A 19,441-nucleotide genomic window follows, 5' to 3' on the forward strand; every position below is an offset into this window, starting at 1 on the left:
GCGGCCTGGGTGCGCGGCCTCTCATTACGCTTGCGTCGCATGCAGCACTTCAACCCTTTCGCGGATTTTCGAATGAACTTCATCTCCACCCGCAACGCTTCCCCCGCCGTCACCTTGAGCCAGGCCATCGCCGCCGGGTTGGCACCGGACGGTGGCCTGTACGTGCCGCAGCAGATGCCTGCAGCACGCACCCTGCAGCCCGGCGCTACGCTGGCGGCGAGCGCTGCCGAGCTGCTGCAGCCGTTCTTCGCAGCCGATGCATTGGCGCCAGAACTGCCGGCGATCTGCGCCGAGGCTTTTGATTTCCCAGCGCCGCTGCAGGCCTTGGCTACGCCCAATGATCATGTGCTGGAGCTGTTTCACGGCCCCACTGCAGCGTTCAAGGATTTCGGTGCGCGCTTCCTCGCGGCCAGCCTTTCGCGTGTGCGGGCAGGGCAGGAGCGGCCGCTGACGATCGTGGTTGCGACCTCCGGTGATACCGGCGCCGCGGTCGCGGCGGCCTTCCATAACCAGCCCAATCTGCAAGTGGTGGTGCTGTACCCGGATGGGCGCGTATCGCCGCGGCAGGCGCATCAGCTGGGTTGCCTGGGTGGCAATATCCGCGCACTGCGCGTGGCCGGATCGTTTGATGATTGCCAGGCCATGGCCAAGCAGGCGCTGGGCGACACCGAGCTGCAGGCACGTGTGCCGTTGAGCTCGGCCAACAGCATCAGCCTGGGCAGATTGCTGCCGCAGATGAGCTATTACGCGCATGCGGCGCTAAGCCATCGGGCCGTGCACGGCGGCGTGCTGAACTTCGTCATTCCCACCGGCAACCTGGGCAACGCGATGGCGGCGGTGATGGCGCGAGCGCTGGGTGTGCCATTGGGGCGGATCGTATTGGCGACCAATGCAAATCGTGTGTTGCCGGATTACTTCAGTGGCGCCGACTACACGCCCAAGGCCAGCGTTGCCACCTTGGCCAACGCCATGGACGTTGGCGCTCCGAGCAACTTCGAGCGGCTGCGTTGGCTGTACAGGGGCGATGATGCGGCCTTGCGCACGGCATTCACCGCGCAGGCGGTGAGCGACGCCACCATCCGCGACACGATTGCTGCGCGCTATCGTGATCATGGTGAAGTGTTCTGTCCGCACACCGCAACGGCGGTGCATGTGCTGGAGCAGCTGCGCGCCAGTGGCAATGCGGCAGCCAACGAACATTGGGCGGTTGCGGCGACCGCACACCCGGCCAAGTTCGAATCCGTAGTCGAGCCGCTGATAGGCCGCGAGGTAGAGATGCCGCCAGCCCTGGCCGAACTGCTCCAGCGCCCGGCCCATGCCGAACCCTGCGCCCCGGCATACACCGCCCTGCGCGAAAAACTGCTGTAACCCACCGCCCGTAGTGCCGAGCCACGCTCGGCAGGGGCGTCACCGATAGACCAGATGCAGGAGCGGCGTAAGCCGCGAAGCCCGCATCGCTTCGCGGCCAGCACCTTCTGCAATCTGGAAATGCACCAGCTTCGCGGCTGACGCCGCTCCCACAGACAAGCCTCAACCGCATTTGTAGTGCCGTGCCATGCTCGGCAGAGGCGTTACCGGTAACGCATCGGCCGAGCATGGCTCGGCTCTACAGGTGATCAGGTGATCAGCTTCTGAGTCAGAACTCGTCGTTGGCCAGCTGCTGCAACTCGGCGAAATCCAGTATCTCCACCACATTCAGGTGGGGCAGAGCGATCAGGCCCTGCTGGCGCAGCTTGGTGAATGTGCGGCTCACCGTTTCCATGGTCAGGCCGAGATGGTCGGCGATATCGCCGCGGCCCATCGGCAACGAGACCCGGTTGCTGCTGCGGCCATTCAAGGTGACCTCGCGTGCGGCCAAACGCAGGAGGAAATCCGCCAGCCGTTCCGGTGGCTGCAGACGAGCCAGCGCCAGTGCATTGTCCTGTGCGGCGTCCAGTTCCTGGCAGGCGCGCTGTAACAGCTTGCGCTCCAGGTGTGGGTAGCGTTGGCGCAGGTCGCGCATCTGTGTGGTCGGCACCCGGCAGACGCGGCTGTCCGCAATTGCCTCGATGTCGTAACGGTGGTGATCGCTGCCACTGAGCCCCAGGTAATCACCTGGCAGAACGAAGCCGTTCACCTGCCGGCGGCCATCGGCCAGGGTCCGGACCAGGCGCAGCGCGCCCTCGGTTACTGTATAGACATAAGTGCGCGGCTCGCCGGCACGGGCCAGCGTAGTGCCCATTGCCACTGCAGTGGAGACGGTGATCTGCTCCAGCGCATGTACTTCATCACAGGACAGGGCCGAGCACACCGACAGGTGACGGACCGAGCATTGCAGGCACTCGCGCCCGCCATTGCCTTCTGCCGCAATGGACGAAACGGGGGATTGCTCGGTGCCTTGGGCTGGCCGGGACATGTCTTGGATGGGCGAGAAGTTGTCCTAAATGATACTTCATGCGGCCAGACGGGCGGTGTGCGGCTAGAATTGGCAATCGTTTCCCACATTGAGTTGCAGGAGTTTTGCCCGTGATCAAGCCCCGTACCCCGCCCGGCATCATGGAATTGTTGCCGCGCGAGCAGATCGCGTTCCAGCGCATGCTGGACGTCATCCGCCGCAATTACGAGCGCTTCGGGTTCCTGCCGGTGGAGACCCCGGTGTTTGAACTGTCCGATGTATTGCTGACCAAGTCCGGCGGCGAGACCGAGCGCCAGGTGTATTTCGTGCAGTCCACCGGTGCGCTGGCCAATGCCGCCGAATCGGCCGACAAGGGCGGGCTGCCGGAAATGGCGCTGCGTTTCGACCTGACCGTGCCGCTGGCCCGTTACGTGGCCGAGCACGAGCATGACCTGACTTTCCCGTTCCGCCGCTATCAGATGCAGCGCGTCTACCGGGGTGAGCGTGCCCAGCGCGGCCGCTTCCGCGAGTTCTATCAGTGCGACGTCGATGTGATCGGCAAGGACAGCTTGAGCATCCGCTACGACGCCGAGGTGCTGGCGGTGATCCATGCGGTGTTCTCCGAGCTGCGCATCGGCAACTTTGCCGTGCAGCTGAACAACCGCAAGTTGATGCGCGGTTTCTTTGAAGCGCAGGGCGTGGTGGATGCCGAGCAGCAGGCGCTGGTGCTGCGCGAGGTCGACAAGCTCGACAAGCGTGGCCCCGACTACGTGCGTGAGACCCTGGTTGGCCCGGATTTCGGTCTGCCTGCCGATGCGGTTGAGCGCATCCTGTCCTTTGTCGAAGTGCGCTCCAGCTCGCACGCCGATGCGCTGGCGCAGATCGACGCGGTGTTGGCGGCGGCCGGGGAATCGGCCAGCGAGTCGCTGCGCACCGGTGCAACCGAGCTGCGTGAAGTGCTTGAGCTGGTGAAGGCGCTGGGCGTGCCGGAAACCGCCTATTGCCTGAATTTCTCCATCGCCCGCGGCCTGGACTACTACACCGGCACGGTTTACGAGACCAGCCTGGTCGACCACCCGCAGATCGGCTCCATCTGCTCGGGCGGCCGCTACGAGGACCTGGCCAGCCACTACACCAAGTCCAAGCTGCCGGGCGTGGGCATTTCCATTGGCCTGACCCGCCTGTTCTGGCAGTTGCGCGAGGCCAATCTGATCGATGGCATCGCCGAAAGCAGCGTGCACGCGATGGTGGCCTTGATGGACGAGGCGGCCATGCCGCAGTCGCTGGATATCGCCCGCCGCCTGCGTGCTGGCGGCATCAATACCGAAGTGCAGATGGAGCCGAAGAAGATCGGCAAGCAGTTCCAGTACGCCGCCAAGGCAGGCATCCGCTTCGTGGTGCTGGCCGGTGAGGATGAGTTGGCGCGTGGGGTGGTTGCGGTCAAGGACCTGCTGCGTGAACAGCAGTTCGAAGTAGCCAGGGATGAACTTGCATCTACCCTCCAGGTAGAGCTGGAACAGACCCGCGCAATGGCGCGCTGATTGAAAAGCCCCGCATAGCGGGGCTTTTTTTATGCCTTCGCGATGAAGGCGGCCAGCGAGGTAGTGGGGGGGCCTCCTCCGCACGCGGGGGGAAAAGGCCACCCCCCCCCCCCCCAAACGCAGGCCCAAAAAATGCTCGGCAAGGGGCGTTACCGGGCAAGCCCCAGCCGCGCATGGCTCGGCACTACTGCTTCTGCCCCCTCCCTTTTCCCGCAGCGAAGGGGAGGGCTGGGGAGGGGTAAGCCTTTCGCGATAGCAGCAGGCGGCTGACACCGCGCCCACACGCGAACCCTTGTAGAGCCGAGCCATGCTCGGCAGAAGCCTTCCCGGTAATGCCTCAGCCGAGCATGTTTGGGCAGAAGCCTTCCCGGTAAACCCCCAGCCGAGCATGGCTCGGCACTACGGGCCAGCGGGTTTGACTCGGGGCCTGTTTCGCACTAATGTATTAGCACGCTATTACATTGATGCATGATGAAGCCACGTCCCGACATTGAACGCGAAAAGCCCTCCGACGCCCCATTGAAGGCGCTGGCACGTGCTTTGGCCGCTTTGGACAAGCCGCAGGATGTGCAGGCCTTCCTGCGCGATCTGTGCACACCAGCCGAGCTGGAAGCCATGGCGGACCGCTGGCGGGTGGTGCCGCTGCTGCGCAAGGGCGTCCCCTACCGTGAGATCTACGACCTGACCGGGGTGAGCGTCACCACCATCGGCCGGGTCGCGCGCTCGCTCGAGCACGGTGCCGGTGGCTATGCCGCCGCCATCGAACGCCTCGCCACGCGCAAAACCGAATCCAACTGAGATAACCGCATGAGTGCTTCAACCACCGCCCCGGCACGTGACCGGCTGCGTATCGCCATCCAGAAAAGCGGCCGCTTGGCCGACCCCGCGCGCAGCTTGTTGGCGGCCTGTGGTCTGAGCTGGCGGCAGAGCCGCGACAAGCTGTTCTGCTTCGGCGAATCGCTGCCGGTGGACCTGCTGCTGGTGCGCGACGACGACATCCCGGGGCTGATCGCCGACGGTGTCTGCGATCTGGGCGTGGTTGGCCTGAACGAACTGGACGAGCAGGCCAAGGCGCGCCGCCAGATCGGCCTGCCGGATGCCTACCAGCCCTTGCGCGGCCTCGGCTTCGGTTCCTGCCGGCTGATGATCGCGGTGCCGGAAGAATGGGATTGGCAGGGCGTGCAGATGCTGCAGGGCAAGCGCATCGCCACCAGCTACCCGGCCATCCTGGCCGCATGGCTGAAGGAAAAGGGCGTGGATGCGCAGGTCGTCGAGCTGTCCGGTTCGGTGGAAATCGCGCCGAAGCTGGGCACCGCCGAGCTGATCTGCGATCTGGTCTCCAGCGGCGCCACGCTGGCCGCCAACCAGCTCAAGCCGGTGGAAGTGTTGCTTGAAAGCGAGGCCGTGCTGGCTGGCCCGGTCCGGGAGTTGGATGACGCCCGCGCCGGCCTGATGGCGATGCTGCTGCGTCGTCTGGATGGGCTGAGCAAGGTGCAGGACCAGAAGCTGCTGATGTTCAGCGCCAGCGAAGACCGCGTGGAAGCGCTGGCCAGTCTGCTGCCCGACGCCGAGCCGCTGCTGCGGCTGCCGGGGCAGGGTGGTGCGGTGCGCCTGCAGACCATGTGCAGCGGTGCGCTCAGCTGGCAGCGCCTGGAAGAACTGGAACGTGCCGGTGCCCAAGGCCTGATGGTATTGGCGGTGGAGAAGTCGCTGGTATGAACATCCTCGATTGGAACGCGCTCGACGCCGATGCACAGGGGCGTGCATTGACCCGCCCGGTGCAGACCGTTGCCGCCCAGACCCGCGATTCGGTCGCTGGCCTGATCGAGCAGGTACGCAGCCGTGGCGACGCCGCATTGCGTGAAATCACCGAGCGTTTCGACGGCATCGCGCCGGAGCGCTTTGAAGTCGGCGAAGCCGAATTTGCCGCCGCCGAGCTGGCGGTGCCGGCGGAACTGCGCATCGCCATGCAGCAGGCTGCCGATCGCATCGACCGCTTCCACCGCGCCGGCATGGCCCAGCCCTATAGCGTGGAAACCGCGCCGGGCGTGGTCTGCGAAAAGGTCATCCGCCCGATCTCCCGCGTGGGCCTGTATGTGCCAGCAGGCAGCGCACCGTTGCCTTCAACCGCACTGATGTTGGGCGTGCCGGCCAAGCTGGCCGGCTGTCGCGAAGTGGTGCTGTGCACGCCGCCACGCAAGGACGGCACTGCCGATCCGGCCGTATTGGTGGCCGCGCGCCTGACTGGCGTGCACCGCGTGTTCAAGATCGGTGGTGCGCAGGCCATTGCCGCCATGGCATATGGCACCGAATCGGTCCCGGCCTGCGACAAGATTTTCGGGCCGGGCAATAGCTTCGTGACCGAGGCCAAGCAGCAGGTTGCCCAGTCCGGCGCCGCTGCCATCGACATGCCGGCCGGCCCATCGGAAGTGCTGGTGATCGCCGATGCCGGCGCCAACGCCGCCTTCGTTGCCGCCGACCTGCTGTCGCAGGCCGAGCACGGCCCCGATTCGCAGGTACTGCTGCTGTGCGATGACGTCTCAATGATTGCCGCCGTGCAGGACGAAGTGGAAGCACAGGTCGCGCAGCTCGCGCGTGAGTCCATCGCCCGCCAGGCATTGACGGCCTCGTTGCTGGTCAAGGTTGAATCGATCGCGCAGGCATTTGAAATTTCCAATCGCTATGCGCCTGAACACCTGATCCTGGCCCTGCGCGAGCCGCGCCAGTGGCTGGACAAGGTGGAAGCCGCTGGTTCGGTATTCCTGGGTGATTACACGCCTGAGGCACTGGGTGACTACTGCTCCGGCACCAACCACGTGTTGCCCACTGCCGGTGCTGCCCGCGCCTACAGCGGCGTCAGCGTGGCCAGTTACCAGAACCAGATCAGCGTGCAGGCTGCCAGCCGCGCCGGTATCGCCGCCATCGGCCCGTGTGCGCTGACCATGGCGCGCGCCGAGGGCCTGGGTGCGCATGCCAACGCGGTTGCACTGCGGCTGGGGGTTGCGCCGTGAGCAGCTTGCTTGATCTGGTCCGCGATGATCTGCGTGACTTCGGTGGTTACTCGTCTGCGCGCAGCGCCAAGCTGCAGGGCGAAATCTGGCTCAATGCCAATGAATCGGCGTGGGGCAATCCAGGCGACACCCAGGCCAGTTGCCGCCGTTATCCCGACCCGCAACCGCAGGCGCTGCGCGAGCGGCTGGCCAGCCTTTATGGCTGCCAGCCCGAACAGTTGTTGATCGGTCGCGGCAGTGATGAAGCCATCGATCTGCTGGTGCGCGCCCTGTGCGTACCCGGCCGCGATGCGGTGCTGTACACGCCACCGGTGTTCGGCATGTACGCAGTCAGTGCACGGCTGCAGAACGCGGCGGCGCTGGAAGTGCCGCTGCTCGACACCGAGGCAGGCTTGGTGCCGGATATCGATCGCATCATCGCCACGGCGAAGCAGGGCAGCGCCAAGCTGGTGTTCCTGTGCTCACCTTCCAATCCCGGCGGCCTGAGCATCACGTTGGATCAGGTCGAAACCGTGGCCCAGGCGCTGCGCGGCCAAGCCTTGGTGGTGGTGGACGAAGCCTATGCCGAATTTGCCGATGAACCCTCTGCCACCAGCCTTATGACGCGGTTCGACAATGTCGCCGTACTGCGAACCTTGTCGAAGGCGCATGCGCTGGCGGCCGCACGCATTGGCTGCGTGATTGCCGATGCGGCGCTGGTCAGCGTGCTGCGCTGCTGCCAGGCGCCGTATCCGATCCCCACGCCGTGCTCCACGCTTGCACTTGCAGGCTTGGACGCCGCCGCGCTGGTGCAGACCCGGGCACGTATCGCCACCGTACGCAGTGAACGCGACCGCCTGCGCATTGCTTTGTCGCTGCTGCGCTGTGTACGCCATGTTTATGGCTCGGATGCGAACTTCCTGCTGGTGCGCTTCAACGATGCCGAAGCGGCCTTCCAGGCCTTGCTGAAAGCTGGCGTGGTGGTGCGCGATCAGCGTGCCGCGCCGCAGTTGCACGACGCCCTGCGTATCACCTTGGGCACCCCCGAACAAAACGACCGCGTCCTTGACGCACTTGCCACGCTGGAGCCGTCCGCATGACCCCCATCCTGTTTGTCGATCGCGATGGCACCCTGATCGAGGAGCCGGCCGACTTCCAGATCGACGCCTACGAGAAGATCCGCTTCGTCAAGAACGTGATCCCGGCCATGCTCAAGCTGCGGGATGCCGGCTACCAGTTCGTCATCGTCTCCAACCAGGACGGGCTGGGCGGCGAAGGCTATCCGCAGGCCAGTTTTGACGGCCCCAATGACCTGATGCTGCAGATCTTCGCCAGCCAGGGCATCCGCTTCCGCGACGTGCTGATCGACCCGAGCTGGCCGCAGGACAACAGCCCCAACCGCAAACCGGGCATCGGCATGATGGTGCCCTACCTGCAGGACCGCAGCATCGACTGGGCGCGTTCGGGCATGGTGGGTGATCGCCCGACCGACATCCAGTTCGCCGACAACATGAAGATCCGTGGCTTCCAGCTGCGCACCGAACAATTCGGCGGCGAGTGGGACTGGGACGCGATTGCCCACGAGTTGGCCGACGCCCCGCGCCGCGCCACCGTGCAGCGCGATACCAAGGAAACCCAGATCCGTGTCTTCGTCGACCTGGACAAGGTGGCCAGCTCCAGGATCAATACCGGCCTCCCATTCTTCGACCACATGCTGGACCAGATCGGCCGCCATGGCGGTTTCGCGCTGGAGGTGGAAGCCAAGGGCGACCTGCATATCGACGAACACCACACCATCGAAGACACCGGCCTTGCGCTGGGCCAGGCATTGCGCGAGGCGCTGGGCGACAAGCGCGGCATCGGCCGCTACGGCTTTACTTTGCCAATGGATGAAACCCTGGCCAGCGCCGCGCTGGATTTCAGTGGCCGGCCGTACTTCGTGTTCGATGGCGAATTCAAGCGCGAGCGCGTGGGTGACATGCCGACCGAGCTGGTGCCGCATTTCTTCCGTTCGCTATGCGATGCCAGCGGGCTGAACCTCAACCTCAAGGTGGAAGGCGAGAACGACCACCACAAGGTAGAAGCCTGCTTCAAGGCACTGGCCCGCGCACTGCGCCAGGCCATCCGCAAGGAAGGCACCGAGCTGCCGTCCACCAAGGGGGCCTTGTGAGCAAGGTCGGTCTGGTTGATGCCGGTGGTGCCAATCTGGGCTCGGTGCGCTATGCATTGGAGCGGCTGCAGGTCGAGGTGCAGATGGTGCGCGAAGCGGGCGATCTGGTCGGTCTGGAGCGGGTGATACTGCCAGGTGTGGGGGCTGCAGCCGAGGGTATGCGGCGCCTGCATGCACAGGGCCTGGTGCAACCGCTGCGCGAGCTGCAGGTGCCGTTGATCGGCATCTGCCTGGGCATGCAGTTGCTGTTCGAGCGCTCGGAAGAGGGCGATGTGGAATGCCTGGGACTGCTGCCGGGCATCGTCCGCCGCCTGCACCCTGGTGTGGGCGTACGCGTGCCGCATATGGGTTGGAACAAGCTGCTGGCGCTGCGTGAGTCGCCCCTGCTTGATGGCGTGCCGCTCGGTTCCAGTGCTTACTTCGTGCACAGCTATGCAGCACCGGTCACCTCCGACACGGTTGCCGCCTGCCACCACGGGGGCCTGTTTACTGCGGTGGTACAGCGGGGCCGTTTGTGCGGCGCGCAGTTCCACCCCGAGCGTTCGGCCGGCCCGGGCGCACGCATTCTGCAGAACTTTCTTGAGATCGCCGCATGAGCTTTACCGTTTACCCCGCGCTGGATATCCGTGACGGCCGTGTAGTGCGCCTGCTGCAGGGCGACTATGCCAAGCAGACCACCTACGGCGACGACGCCCTGCCGCGTGCGCAGGTATTTGCTGCCACCGGCGCCAGCTGGATGCATTTGGTCGATCTGGATGCGGCCAAGGCCGGCGGCTACACACTGGCGCCGTTGCTGCAACAGATAACCTCGACCACCGCGTTGAAGGTGCAGACCGGCGGCGGCGTGCGTGGCCGCGATGACGTCGCCCGCATCCTTGATGCAGGCGCCAGCCGCGTGGTGATCGGCTCGCTGGCGGTGCGTGAGCCTGAGCAGGTGCTGGCATGGCTGGCCGAGTTTGGTGCCGAGCGGCTGACCATTGCATTGGATACCCGGCAGGGCGAAGACGGCGTCTGGCGCCTGCCGGTACACGGCTGGACCGAAACCGCTGATGTCACCCTGGATGCGCTGGCCAGCCGCTACGCGCAGGCAGGCATGAAGCACCTGTTATGCACCGATATTTCCCGCGACGGCATGCTGTCCGGCCCGAATGTGGAGCTCTACGCGCACCTGGCCAAGCTGCTGCCTGGTGTTGCCGTGCAGGCTTCCGGCGGTGTGCGTGATGCTGCGGACATCCGCGCTGCCAAGGCCGCCGGCTGCGGCGGTGCGGTACTGGGCAAGGCGCTGCTGGAAGGGCGCCTGCAACTGGACGAGGCCTTGTCATGTTGAGCCGTCGCATCATTCCCTGTCTGGACGTGCGCGAAGGGCGGGTGGTCAAGGGCGTCAAGTTCCGCGACCACATCGACATGGGCGATATCACCGAACTGGCACTGCGTTACCGCGACCAGGGCGCTGACGAACTGGTGTTCTATGACATTTCCGCCAGCCCGGAAGGCCGTTCGGTGGACCGCGCCTGGATCGAAAGGGTGGCGCGGCTGATCGATATTCCGTTCTGCGTGGCCGGCGGCATCCGTGATGTGGAAACCGCACGTGCCGTGCTCAATGCCGGTGCCGACAAGATTTCAATCAATACTCCGGCGCTTGAACGCCCCCACCTGATTGCCGAGCTGGCCGAGGCGTTTGGCCAGCAATGCGTGGTGGTCGGCATCGACTCCATCGCCGAGCCCGACGGGCAGTGGCGGGTGCGCTCGTATACCGGCGATCCGAGCAAGACCCGCGCCGAGGCCCGGCTGACCTTGAACTGGGTGCGTGAAGTACAGGCTCACGGCGCAGGTGAAATAGTGCTGAACTGCATGGACAGCGACGGGGTGCGCAAGGGGTACGATATCGCACAGTTGCGCCAGGCCCGGGCGCTGTGCACGGTTCCGTTGGTCGCCTCTGGCGGCGCGGGCACGCCGCAGCATTTCGCCGATGTATTCGTACAGGCTGACGTTGACGGGGCTTTGGCTGCCAGTGTTTTCCATTCCGGCGCCATTGCAATTCCGGAACTGAAGCAGTTCCTGCGCGAACAACAAATCGAGGTTAGGGATGTCTACTGAATTCAAACCGGTTGATCCGGCCGCACTGGACTGGGACAAGGTCAACGGGATGATGCCTGTCATCATCCAGGACCAGGCCACGCTGCGCGTGCTGATGCTGGGCTATATGGACCGCGAGGCGCTGGACACCACCCGCGCCAGCGGCAAGGTCACCTTCTTCAGCCGTAGCAAGAAGCGCCTGTGGATGAAGGGCGAGACCTCGGGCAATCACCTGGATCTGGTCGATATCCGCAGCGATTGCGACAACGACACGCTGCTGGTCACCGTGCGCCCGCACGGCCCGACCTGCCATACCGGCAGCAGCAGCTGCTTCAGCGCGGCGCCGGGCAATTTCCTCGGTGCGCTGGATGCCTTGATCAAGCAGCGCGAGCATGATCGCCCGCTCAACAGTTACACCACCAAGTTGTTCGAGAAAGGCGCACGCCATATCGCGCAGAAAGTGGGCGAAGAGGGCGTGGAAACGGCTCTCGCCGGGGTCGTACAGCGTGACGACGAACTGCTGGGCGAATCGGCGGATCTGCTGTTCCACCTGATCGTATTGCTGCGCGCCCGTGGCCTGTCGCTGGACGATGCCATCGCCGTGCTGGAAGACCGCCACGCCAAGGCCGCAGAAAAAGCCGCCAGCTGAGCAACTGTAGTGCCGAGCCATGCTCGGCAAGGGGCTTTACAGGGGTTCTCTGTAGTGCCGAGCCTTGCTCGGCAAGGGGCTGTACCGGTATGCCCAGCCGAGCATGGCTCGGCTCTACAGGTATCGCTGGTGCCGCCCGCCACCTGCCGCAATGCCTTTGCAGCATCCCGCGGCGATAATGGGCACCTGCCCATCGTTGCCGAGGAACCCATGCGCCCATCCCTGCTGACCGCCGTGCTGCTGGCCTGCGCGCCGTTTGCTGCCAGCGCTTCGTGCCTTGAAGGTGCGGTCTTCCTCGACCGCAACGGCAATGGTCAGCAGGACGCAGGCGAGAAGCCCTTGGCGGACATCCGCGTCTCCGATGGCGAGCATATTGTCAGCACCGGCAAGGACGGCCGCTATCAGCTGCCCGCATCCAGCCAGCCGAATGTCTTCCTCATCAAGCCGGCCGGCTATAGCGCTGCAAAGCGCGCCGATGGCCTGCCGGATATCTGGCGGCCGCAGACGGGCGAGGGCGATGCGCAGTGCCGCCCGTTCGCGCTGACGCCGGACAAGAACGCACCCAGCAGCTTCCAGGCCTTGCTTGTAGCTGACAGCCAGACCAGCAACGCGCTGGACGTGAGCTACTTCGAGCGCGACATCATCGAACCGCTGCGCGGCAAACATCAGGCGCGCCTGGGCATGACCCTGGGCGATATCACCAACGATGACCCCGCTCTGTACCCGGCGTTGACCAAGGCGGTCACCTCGCTGGGCGTGCCGTGGCTGCACGTACCGGGCAACCACGACATGGATCTGGCAGCCAGCAGCGATGCCAACTCGCTGGACAGCTACCATCGTGCGCTGGGCCCGGATACCTATGCCTGGGAAGAGGCGTCGATGGTCTTCATCGGAATGGACGACATCCTCGCCCAGCCCGGGCAGAAGCCCGCCTATATCGGCGGCCTGCGCGAGGATCAATTCGCCTTCCTTGAGGCCTACCTGCCAACCGTCCCGAAGGACAAACTGGTGGTGCTCGGCTTCCATATCCCGCTGTTCGACCACGTCTATCGCGCCGAAGACCGGGCCCGGCTGTTCAAGCTGCTGGAGCAGCTGCCGCACCCCTTGATCGTCAGTGGCCACACCCACAACCAGAGCCAGAAGTTCTGGGGAGCGCAGGACGGTTGGAACGGTGCCAAGCCGCTGCACGAATACAATGTCGGCGCAGCCTGCGGTGCCTTCTGGTCGGGGGTGAAGGATGCGCAGGGCATTCCGGATACCACCATGGCGGACGGCACTCCCAATGGTTATGGCTTGCTCAACATCCGCCCGCAGGGCCAGTACAGCGTCGAGTACCGCGTTGCCCGCGCCCCGGCCGACCAGCAGATCGCGTTGCATGCACCCAAGGTGCTGCGACAGGGCGCGTACCCGGCCTGGGGCATCTACGCCAATGTGTTCATGGGCTACGAGGGCTTGCCGGTGGAGTTCCGCGTCGATGGCGGTGAATGGCAGGCGATGAAGCAGGTCAAGCAGGCTGATCCGCGCTTGTTGGTGGAAAACATCGCCGATGATCTGGCCAGTGAGCTACGTGGCTACGACCGTTCGCCGGAAGCCGTGCCATCCAGCCATCTGTGGCGCGCTGCATTGCCGACCAAGCTCGCCGAAGGCGAACATGCGGTGGAAGTACGTACCGTGTTGAATGGCGTGGAGTACCGCAGCCAGGCCAGCTACCGGCTGCAAAGCGCTACGCCGTAACGGCAAGCGCCGTTGTTGTAGGAGCGGCGTAAGCCGCGAAGCTGACAATGCTTCGCGGCCCCAAATTTCGGCAACCTGAAAATCTACGAGCTTCGCGGCTTACGCCGCTCCCACATTGCGGGGTGGCCGGCTGTTTTTTTGTAGGAGCGGCGTCAGCCGCGAAGCTCGCGGTGCTTGGCGGCCAGAGATTTCTGCAGCCTGACAATCCATGAGCTTCGCGGCTTACGCCGCTCCTACATGCTGATGTTGTCGCGCTGAAGATGCATAAAAAAACCTCCCTGTTGCCAGGGAGGTTTGTGGGTGTCACGCAGCCTGTGTCAGGCCGCCGGAATCAAGCTTCCGGCTTGGCGTCGCGCAGTTCGCGGCGCAGGATCTTGCCGACGTTGGTTTTGGGCAGTTCCTTTCGGAACTCGACGATGCGCGGGTGCTTGTAGCCGGTGAGGTTGGCGCGGGCGAATTCCTTCACCTGCTCCTCGGTGAGGTTGGGGTCCTTCTTTACGATGACCACCTTCACCACTTCGCCCGACTTCTCGTTGGGTGCGCCAACGGCAGCCACTTCCAGAATGCCCGGCATCATCGCCAGCACGTCTTCGATTTCATTCGGGTAGACGTTGAAGCCGGAGACCAGAATCATGTCCTTCTTGCGGTCGACGATATAGAAGAAGCCGTTCTCGTCCATCCGCGCCATGTCGCCGGTATGCAGCCAGCCTTCGGCGTCCATGACCTTGTCGGTCTCGTCCTGGCGGTGCCAGTAGCCTTTCATCACCTGCGGGCCGCGGATGCACAGCTCGCCCACTTCGCCCATTGCCACCATCTGGCCGTCGTCGTTCTTGACGCAGGCGTCGGTGGAGGGAATCGGCAGGCCGATGGCACCGTTGTATTCCTTCAGGTCCAGCGGATTGATGCAGGCCGCCGGCGAGGTTTCGGTCAGGCCGTAGGCTTCCACCAGGGTGACGCCGGTGACCTTCTTCCACTTGTCGGCAACGGCGCGCTGCACAGCCATGCCGCCACCGAGCGCGACCTTCAAATTGGAGAAGTCGACCTCATCGAAACCTTCGGTATTGAGCAGGCCGTTGAACAAGGTGTTGACGCCGGTGATGGCGGTGAAGCGGTTGTTCTTCAGCTCCTTGACGAAGCCCTTCATGTCACGCGGGTTGGTGATCAGGTAGTTCAGGCCGCCGAGCTTCATGAAGACCAGGCCGTTCGCCGTCAACGCGAAGATGTGGTACAGCGGCAGCGCGGTGATGATCACTTCCTCGCCGGGCTTGACGCCCGAGGCGCTGATCCAGGCCGAGGCCTGCTGCATGTTGGCGATCAGGTTGCGGTGGGTCAGCATCGCACCCTTGGCCACGCCGGTGGTACCGCCGGTGTACTGCAGGAAGGCGATGTCTTCGTGGTCGACTTCAACCACCGGCATGCTGTGGCGCTTGCCAAGGTTCAACGCATCCTTGAAGCGGATGGCGTTGGGCAGATCGTAATCCGGCACCATCTTCTTCACGTACTTCAGTACGAAGTTGACGATGGCGCCCTTGGGGAAGCCGAGCATGTCGCCCAGGCCGGTGGTGATGACCTGCTTGACCGGCGTATCGGCAATCACCTGCTGCACGGTATCGCCGAAGTTGTCGACCACCAGCAGCACGGCGACGCCGGCATCCACCAGCTGATGCTTGAGCTCACGCGCGGTGTACAGCGGGTTGACGTTCACCACGGTCAGGCCAGCGCGCAGGATGCCGAAGATGGCAATCGGGTACTGCAGGCAGTTGGGCATCATGATCGCAACGCGGTCGCCCTTCTTCAGCTGCAGCTCGCCCAGCAGGTAGGCGGCGAACTGGGTGACCAGCACGTCGGCTTCGCCATAGGTCAGGACCTTGCCGAAGTTGGAATAGGCCGGGCGATCACGGAACTTGGTAACCGAGGCATTGAAGACGTCGGCGACGGAGTGGAATTCGTTGACGTCGATTTCAGCTGGTACGCCAGCCGGGTAGCTCTGCAGCCAAGGACGTTCTTGAGTCATCTTCCCCTCCAGGAAATGGGATGTTCTAGTGGTCAGGCCCGTTTCGCGGGCGCCGGCGTTATTGTTGCCAGCATACCGTTCCGAATTGAAAAGGCGAAGGGATAGATGATCCGATCAGTCTTCAACTGCATGCTTTGTGCGGTGATCATGCTTTTGCTGGCCGCTTGTGGCCGTGAGCCGCCGGAGCAGCGCCTGCGTACAACTTTTGCTGCAATGCAGGAAAACGTCGAGGCGGGCAGGCCGGGTGACTTCATGGATGCGGTCGCCGTGGATTTCGTTGGTAATGGCGGTTTGGACCGGCCTGGCCTGGAGCGGTTGCTGAAAGGGCAGCTGCTGCTCAATGCCAAGGTGGGTATCCAGACCGGACCGTTGCGGGTGGAGATGGGCGAGGGTGGAACCGCAACCGTGCGCTTCACTGTGTTGTTGACTGGCGGCAATCGCGGGCTGCTGCCTGAGCGCGGGCAGATGCAGGAAGTAGTTACCGGCTGGCGTGAGCAGGACGGGGAGTGGCAGGTGTACAGCGCGGATTGGGAGCCGGTGGGTGGGGATGGGTGAGATTTGGCGGCACGTTGGGTGGTTGAGGGTTTTGAAGCCTTGGAGCTTGAAGGCACCCCTCCCCAACCCTCCCCTTGGTTACGCCAAAGGGAGGGAGACAAGCGAGGCTGCAGCTCTGCCCCCTCCCTTTGGCGTAGCCAAGGGGAGGGCTGGGGAGGGGTGCTGTTACTCTGGCTGTAAAAACTCCAGCCCTCCCGCCAAAAAAAACGCCCCAAAAGGGGCGTTCTTTATGTTCAACACTCAACGCAGCAAATCAAGCGACCTTCTTCGCCGCCAACTGCCGCAGCACGTACTGCAGCAGGCCACCATTGCGGAAGTACTCCACTTCCTTCGGCGTGAGCAGCAATACCTTGGTGGTGAACACCTTCTTGCTGCCGTCGGCCTTGGTGGCGGTGACGGTGGCGCGCTTGGCCTTGCCGTCGTCCAGGCCGGTGATGTCGAACACTTCGGAGCCATCCAGGCCCAGGGTCTGGGCGTTCTCGCCGTCATGGAACTGCAGCGGCAGCACGCCCATGCCGACCAGGTTGGAGCGGTGGATGCGCTCGAAGCTCTCGGCGATGACCGCCTTGACGCCCAGCAGGTTGGTGCCCTTGGCCGCCCAGTCACGCGAGGAGCCTGTGCCGTATTCCTTGCCCGCCATCACCACCAGCGGCACGCCATCGGCCTTGTACTTCATCGCCGCGTCGTAGATGGCCAGCTTCTCGCCGGTGCTGCTGCCCGGTGGGTAATACAGCGTATTACCACCTTCTTCACCGCCAAACATCAGGTTCTTGATGCGGATGTTGGCGAAGGTGCCGCGCACCATCACATCGTCGTTGCCGCGACGGCTGCCGTAGCTGTTGAAGTCGGCCGGCTGCACGCCGCGCGACTGCAGGAAGCGGCCTGCCGGCGAATCCTTCTTGATGTTGCCGGCCGGGGAAATATGGTCGGTGGTGATCGAGTCACCAAACAAGCCCATTACCCGTGCGCCGTGGATGTCGCTGATGTTGCCGACCTGCATGGTCATGCCGTCGAAGTAGGGCGGGTTCTTGATGTAGGTCGAGTCGCCACTCCAGGCATAGGCCTGGCCTTCCGGCGATTCGATCTGCGCCCAGCGGCTGTCGCCCTTGAACACATCGGCGTAGTTCTGCTTGAACATCTCCGGGCCGACGGTGGCGGCGATGGTGTCGCCGATTTCCTTGTTGCTCGGCCAGATGTCGCGCAGGTAGACATCCTTGCCATCGCTGCCCTTGCCAAGCGGTTCCTTGGTCAGGTCGATGTTGACCGTGCCGGCAATGGCATAGGCCACCACCAGCGGCGGCGAGGCCAGGTAGTTGGCCTTCACTTCCGGGTGCACGCGGCCTTCGAAGTTGCGGTTGCCGGACAGCACCGACGCCACCACCAGTTCGTTCTCGGCGATGCCGGCGGACACGGCTTCCGGCAGCGGGCCGGAGTTGCCGATACAGGTGGTACAGCCGTAGCCGACGACGAAGAAGCCCAGCTTCTCCAGGTCGGTCAGCACGCCGGCCTTTTCAAGATAGTCGGTAACCACGCGCGAGCCTGGGCCGAGCGAGGTCTTCACCCACGGCTTGGCCTTCAGGCCGATGCGCGCGGCATTGCGCGCGAGCAGGCCGGCGCCCAGCATCACCGCCGGGTTGGAGGTGTTGGTGCACGAGGTGATGGCGGCGATCACCACCGAGCCGTCGGACAGTTCGGTGTCTTCGTCGTTGATGCGGATCTTGGAGATGGGCTTGGCTGCCAGGCGCTTGGCCTGCGGCTGATCGCCACCTTCCTCGTCGAACTCCTGCACCGCGCAGCCAACCTTGGATTTACGGTTGGCTGTGAGGGTGGTCAGGGCCTCGGCGAAGTTGCTGTGCACGTCTTCCAGCAGCACGCGGTCCTGCGGGCGCTTGGGGCCGGCCATCGACGGTTTGACGTCGGCCATGTCCAGTTCCAGCGTGGCGCTGTATTGCGCATGCGCGCTGTTGGCGTCGTGCCACAGGCCCTGGGCCTTGGCATAGGCTTCGACCAGGTTGATCTGCGCCTCGCTGCGGCCGGACAGGCGCAGGTAGGTCAGTGACTCGGCATCGATCGGGAAAATGCCGCAGGTGGCGCCGTATTCCGGGGCCATGTTGGCAATGGTGGCGCGGTCGGCCAATGGCAGATGCTGCAGGCCCTCGCCGTAGAACTCGACGAACTTGCCGACCACGCCGAGCTTGCGCAGCATCTGCGTGACGGTCAGCACCAGATCAGTGGCGGTGGTGCCTTCGGGCAGCTTGCCGGTCAGCTTGAAACCCACCACCTGCGGGATCAGCATAGACGAGGGCTGGCCCAGCATCGCGGCCTCGGCCTCGATGCCACCCACGCCCCAGCCCAGCACGCCGATGCCGTTGATCATGGTGGTGTGCGAGTCGGTGCCGAACACGGTGTCCGGGAAGGCCCAGTTGGTGCCGTCGATCTGCCGCTCCATCACCACGCGGGCGAGGTTTTCCAGGTTCACCTGGTGGACGATGCCGGTGTTCGGCGGCACCACCTTGAAGTTCTCGAAGGCCTTCTGGCCCCAGCGCAGGAAGCTGTAGCGCTCCTGGTTGCGCTCGAATTCGATCTTGCCGTTGAGGTCCAGCGCATCGGGGCGGCCGAACACGTCCACCTGCACGGAGTGGTCGATGACCAGCTCGGAGGGGATCAGCGGGTTGATCTGTGCGGCATTGCCGCCCAGCTTGGTCACCGCATCGCGCATTGCGGCCAGGTCAACCACGCAGGGCACGCCGGTGAAATCCTGCAGTACGACGCGGGCCGGCATGAAGGCGATTTCGGTATCGGGCTCGGCCTTGGGGTTCCAGCGGGCTACCGCTTCGATGTGGTCCGGGCCAACGGTCTGGCCGCCGTCCTCGTGCCGGAGCAGGTTCTCCAGCAGGATCTTCATCGAATAGGGAAGGTGGGAGATGTCGAACTTCTCGCTGAGCTTGGGAAGGCTGCAGTACGTGTACTGCTGGCCGCCAACCTCCAGTTGGCTACGGGTGGAGAATGTATCGCTCATATGGCTGACTCCTCTTGGTGCAGATGGCTTGCGGCGGTGCGTGGGCATCGCGCGGGCTTTGCAGAGCCATGGGCCCTGTCAGTGAATGCCATCCGAGTATGGACGAAGCACCCACCTTCCGGCGCACGGCGGCTGGGGCCAGTTTAGGCAACGGCATGTTGCGCCCATGTACATGCGCCGGTGTTGAGTGAGGTGAGGGGTACAAGCAGCAGCGGCTGTGCCGAGCCACGCTCGGCACAGGCTTTAATATGTCGTGCCGAGCAATGCTCGGCACAGGCTGCACGTGTAGTGCCGAGCCATGCTCGGCTGGGGCTCTACC

General features: G+C 64.2%; 16 protein-coding genes. 13 read left to right on the forward strand and 3 right to left on the reverse strand.

The features are described from left to right. Positions 1-72 precede the first annotated feature (72 nt). A complete protein-coding gene (thrC, locus tag ABE493_RS09230; RefSeq protein WP_346498634.1) occupies positions 73-1,368 on the forward strand; it encodes a threonine synthase in 1,296 nt (431 codons plus the stop codon). Positions 1,369-1,636: 268 nt separating this feature from the next. Here thrC and ABE493_RS09235 read toward each other — a convergent pair whose 3' ends face one another. Further along, entirely contained in the window at positions 1,637-2,395 is a 759-nt protein-coding gene (locus ABE493_RS09235; protein ID WP_346498635.1) for a Crp/Fnr family transcriptional regulator, read from the reverse strand. A gap of 110 nt (positions 2,396-2,505) precedes the next feature. Between ABE493_RS09235 and hisS the strand changes: the two genes are divergently transcribed. The 11 genes from hisS to ABE493_RS09290 all read left to right on the forward strand — a co-directional run bounded on the left by hisS (position 2,506) and on the right by ABE493_RS09290 (position 13,534). Continuing rightward, positions 2,506-3,915 (forward strand): histidine--tRNA ligase, encoded by a 1,410-nt coding sequence (hisS, locus tag ABE493_RS09240; protein WP_346498636.1) that lies wholly within the window; start codon positions 2,506-2,508, stop codon positions 3,913-3,915. Positions 3,916-4,386: 471 nt separating this feature from the next. Continuing rightward, the gene (locus tag ABE493_RS09245; protein WP_346498637.1) at positions 4,387-4,713 is read left to right on the forward strand and encodes a YerC/YecD family TrpR-related protein; all 327 of its coding nucleotides are present in this window, start codon (positions 4,387-4,389) and stop codon (positions 4,711-4,713) included. Between the two features lie 9 nt (positions 4,714-4,722). Then, the gene (gene hisG / locus ABE493_RS09250) at positions 4,723-5,634 is read left to right on the forward strand and encodes an ATP phosphoribosyltransferase (protein ID WP_346498638.1); all 912 of its coding nucleotides are present in this window, start codon (positions 4,723-4,725) and stop codon (positions 5,632-5,634) included. After that, positions 5,631-6,926 (forward strand): histidinol dehydrogenase, encoded by a 1,296-nt coding sequence (hisD, locus tag ABE493_RS09255; protein WP_346498639.1) that lies wholly within the window; start codon positions 5,631-5,633, stop codon positions 6,924-6,926. Before hisG ends, hisD begins: the two co-directional genes overlap by 4 nt. Next, on the forward strand, positions 6,923-8,005 hold the full coding sequence (gene hisC, locus ABE493_RS09260) for a histidinol-phosphate transaminase (RefSeq protein ID WP_346498640.1): 1,083 nt from the start codon (positions 6,923-6,925) through the stop codon (positions 8,003-8,005). Before hisD ends, hisC begins: the two co-directional genes overlap by 4 nt. Beyond that, positions 8,002-9,075 (forward strand): bifunctional histidinol-phosphatase/imidazoleglycerol-phosphate dehydratase HisB, encoded by a 1,074-nt coding sequence (gene hisB, locus ABE493_RS09265; RefSeq protein ID WP_346498641.1) that lies wholly within the window; start codon positions 8,002-8,004, stop codon positions 9,073-9,075. Before hisC ends, hisB begins: the two co-directional genes overlap by 4 nt. Beyond that, entirely contained in the window at positions 9,072-9,671 is a 600-nt protein-coding gene (gene hisH, locus ABE493_RS09270; RefSeq protein ID WP_346498642.1) for an imidazole glycerol phosphate synthase subunit HisH, read from the forward strand. The genes hisB and hisH overlap by 4 nt, the downstream gene beginning before the upstream one ends. Beyond that, the gene (gene hisA, locus ABE493_RS09275; protein ID WP_346498643.1) at positions 9,668-10,402 is read left to right on the forward strand and encodes a 1-(5-phosphoribosyl)-5-[(5-phosphoribosylamino)methylideneamino]imidazole-4-carboxamide isomerase; all 735 of its coding nucleotides are present in this window, start codon (positions 9,668-9,670) and stop codon (positions 10,400-10,402) included. The genes hisH and hisA overlap by 4 nt, the downstream gene beginning before the upstream one ends. After that, on the forward strand, positions 10,396-11,172 hold the full coding sequence (gene hisF, locus ABE493_RS09280; protein ID WP_346498644.1) for an imidazole glycerol phosphate synthase subunit HisF: 777 nt from the start codon (positions 10,396-10,398) through the stop codon (positions 11,170-11,172). The genes hisA and hisF overlap by 7 nt, the downstream gene beginning before the upstream one ends. Then, on the forward strand, positions 11,162-11,800 hold the full coding sequence (gene hisIE / locus ABE493_RS09285; RefSeq protein WP_346498645.1) for a bifunctional phosphoribosyl-AMP cyclohydrolase/phosphoribosyl-ATP diphosphatase HisIE: 639 nt from the start codon (positions 11,162-11,164) through the stop codon (positions 11,798-11,800). The genes hisF and hisIE overlap by 11 nt, the downstream gene beginning before the upstream one ends. Before the next feature lie 210 nt (positions 11,801-12,010). Beyond that, entirely contained in the window at positions 12,011-13,534 is a 1,524-nt protein-coding gene (locus tag ABE493_RS09290; RefSeq protein WP_346498646.1) for a calcineurin-like phosphoesterase C-terminal domain-containing protein, read from the forward strand. A gap of 331 nt (positions 13,535-13,865) precedes the next feature. Here the strand turns inward: ABE493_RS09290 and ABE493_RS09295 are convergent, their stop codons facing one another. Next, positions 13,866-15,548: a long-chain fatty acid--CoA ligase gene (locus ABE493_RS09295; protein WP_346498647.1), complete on the reverse strand. Its 1,683-nt coding sequence runs from the start codon at positions 15,546-15,548 to the stop codon at positions 13,866-13,868. A gap of 105 nt (positions 15,549-15,653) precedes the next feature. Here ABE493_RS09295 and ABE493_RS09300 point away from each other — a divergent pair, with 105 nt between their 5' ends. Continuing rightward, entirely contained in the window at positions 15,654-16,103 is a 450-nt protein-coding gene (locus ABE493_RS09300; protein ID WP_346498648.1) for a nuclear transport factor 2 family protein, read from the forward strand. A gap of 253 nt (positions 16,104-16,356) precedes the next feature. Here ABE493_RS09300 and acnA read toward each other — a convergent pair whose 3' ends face one another. After that, positions 16,357-19,122 carry an aconitate hydratase AcnA gene (gene acnA, locus ABE493_RS09305; protein ID WP_346498649.1) on the reverse strand — a complete coding sequence of 922 codons (2,766 nt, stop codon included), beginning with the start codon at positions 19,120-19,122 and terminating at the stop codon, positions 16,357-16,359. Positions 19,123-19,441: the final 319 nt, after the last annotated feature.

Source organism: Stenotrophomonas terrae, assembly GCF_039674165.1.
Classification (GTDB): Bacteria; Pseudomonadota; Gammaproteobacteria; order Xanthomonadales; family Xanthomonadaceae; genus Stenotrophomonas; species Stenotrophomonas terrae_A.

Bases quoted from the DNA above. Each gene is read 5' to 3' on its own strand.
- thrC (WP_346498634.1), top strand. From the start codon at position 73: ATGAACTTCATCTCCACCCGCAACGCTTCCCCCGCCGTCACCTTGAGC.
- ABE493_RS09235 (WP_346498635.1), bottom strand. From the start codon at position 2,395: ATGTCCCGGCCAGCCCAAGGCACCGAGCAATCCCCCGTTTCGTCCATT.
- ABE493_RS09245 (WP_346498637.1), top strand. From the start codon at position 4,387: ATGAAGCCACGTCCCGACATTGAACGCGAAAAGCCCTCCGACGCCCCA.
- hisG (WP_346498638.1), top strand. From the start codon at position 4,723: ATGAGTGCTTCAACCACCGCCCCGGCACGTGACCGGCTGCGTATCGCC.
- hisD (WP_346498639.1), top strand. From the start codon at position 5,631: ATGAACATCCTCGATTGGAACGCGCTCGACGCCGATGCACAGGGGCGT.
- hisB (WP_346498641.1), top strand. From the start codon at position 8,002: ATGACCCCCATCCTGTTTGTCGATCGCGATGGCACCCTGATCGAGGAG.
- hisA (WP_346498643.1), top strand. From the start codon at position 9,668: ATGAGCTTTACCGTTTACCCCGCGCTGGATATCCGTGACGGCCGTGTA.
- hisF (WP_346498644.1), top strand. From the start codon at position 10,396: ATGTTGAGCCGTCGCATCATTCCCTGTCTGGACGTGCGCGAAGGGCGG.
- hisIE (WP_346498645.1), top strand. From the start codon at position 11,162: ATGTCTACTGAATTCAAACCGGTTGATCCGGCCGCACTGGACTGGGAC.
- ABE493_RS09290 (WP_346498646.1), top strand. From the start codon at position 12,011: ATGCGCCCATCCCTGCTGACCGCCGTGCTGCTGGCCTGCGCGCCGTTT.
- ABE493_RS09295 (WP_346498647.1), bottom strand. From the start codon at position 15,548: ATGACTCAAGAACGTCCTTGGCTGCAGAGCTACCCGGCTGGCGTACCA.
- ABE493_RS09300 (WP_346498648.1), top strand. From the start codon at position 15,654: ATGATCCGATCAGTCTTCAACTGCATGCTTTGTGCGGTGATCATGCTT.
- acnA (WP_346498649.1), bottom strand. From the start codon at position 19,122: ATGAGCGATACATTCTCCACCCGTAGCCAACTGGAGGTTGGCGGCCAG.